The sequence below is a fragment of the Bartonella sp. AA9NXGY genome (assembly GCF_042196845.1).
Classification (GTDB): Bacteria; Pseudomonadota; Alphaproteobacteria; order Rhizobiales; family Rhizobiaceae; genus Bartonella.
In genome coordinates this window covers 1,373-2,730 of the sequence record NZ_JBHIRB010000053.1, presented here as the reverse complement: position 1 = coordinate 2,730, position 1,358 = coordinate 1,373, and the positions used below count along the sequence as shown (strand labels likewise).

1 pseudogene is annotated in these 1,358 nt (G+C 47.4%); it reads right to left on the bottom strand.

The window, feature by feature from the left end:
• A pseudogene (locus ACFIM6_RS09585) lies at nucleotides 1-1,358 on the bottom strand (hypothetical protein); the annotation flags it as partial.

The following is a 1,358-nucleotide window of genomic DNA, read 5'->3' as shown; positions in this document are numbered from 1 at the left end:
GTGGAAATTGAAAAAACCGTTAAATTGGACTGTTTCAGTAAATTGTTTACCTCTTCCGCTAGCGCTTTTGCCTGTGAAGCTACTGTATGAGCTGTTGTCGCTGTTTCCAGAGAACTCTTGATACCACTAAGCTCTTTCTTCATTGTATCGGCGGTTGTTTTGGCTTCTTCTGCTGTCCTTTTCGCTCTATCGGCTACTTCCTTGGCTTTTTCGGCTTCGCTCTTGGCTTGATAGGCTTGTGAATCTGCCGCCTCGGCTTTTTTCTTGGCTTCGTCTGAGTACATCCGCGCTAAACTTACGGGGGCTTTAAAATTCTCAACCACTTGATTGATATCAATAACCCTACTCCTCGCAGACGAGGCTATTTTCTCTGCATTTTCTGCCTGATTGCGCGCTTGCGTCGCATCATGTCTTGCATAACCAGCAGACTCCTTGGCTTCCTTGGCTATTTTTTGTGCCTCTTCTGCTTCTTCTTCTAAAGACGCGGCTTTCTTACCCGCTGTTTCGGCTGCCCTCTGCGCCTCTCCTGCTATATATTTTGCATTACTCGCTATTTCCTTGGCTTTTTCTACTTCATTCTTGGCTTCATACGCTCGGTCATCGGCTTTCTCTGCTATTTTCTTGGCTTCTTCACCTGCCATTTCTGCTAATCTGGCTATAGTCTTAGCGTTATTGGCTGCTTCATTCGCGTCGTAAGCTTTACTCCACGCTTCATTCGCTGTGCTTTTTACTTTTTCCACCTCACTACGCGCTTGCTCCGCATCATGGTTAGCATAACCTGCTGTCTGTTTGGCTTCTTTAGCTATTTTTTGTGCTTCTTCTGCGGCTGCTTCTAAAGACGCGGCTTTTTTACCCGCTGTTTCAGCTGCCTTTTGCGCCTCTCCTGCTGCATATTTTGCACTATTGGCTATTTCCTTGGCTTTTCCGGCTTCATCTTTTGCTTCATACGCGTAGTTATTGGCTTTCTCCGCTATTTTCTTGGCTTCTTCGCCTGCCGTTTCTGCTAAACTTGCTGTAAGCTTAGCACTATCTGCTGTTTCATTCGCTTTGTGGGCTTTATTCCACGCTGCATTCGCTGTGCTTTTTGCATTTTCCACCTCACTACGCGCTTGCTCCGCATCATGTTTGGCATAACCTGCTGTCTGTTTGGCTTCTTGTGCTATTTTTTCAGCTTCATCCGCTTTACGCTTCGCCTCTTGTGCTATGCCCTTCACCGCTTCCCCACTCACCTGCCCTGCCGTCTCTCCTGAACGCACCGCAGACTCTGCTACCGCTTTCGCTTCCAAAGCTATTCTAGAGGCTTCTGTTGTGCTCTGTTGGGCTTGCTCCGCTTTCGCTATTGCACTATCTGCTGCACT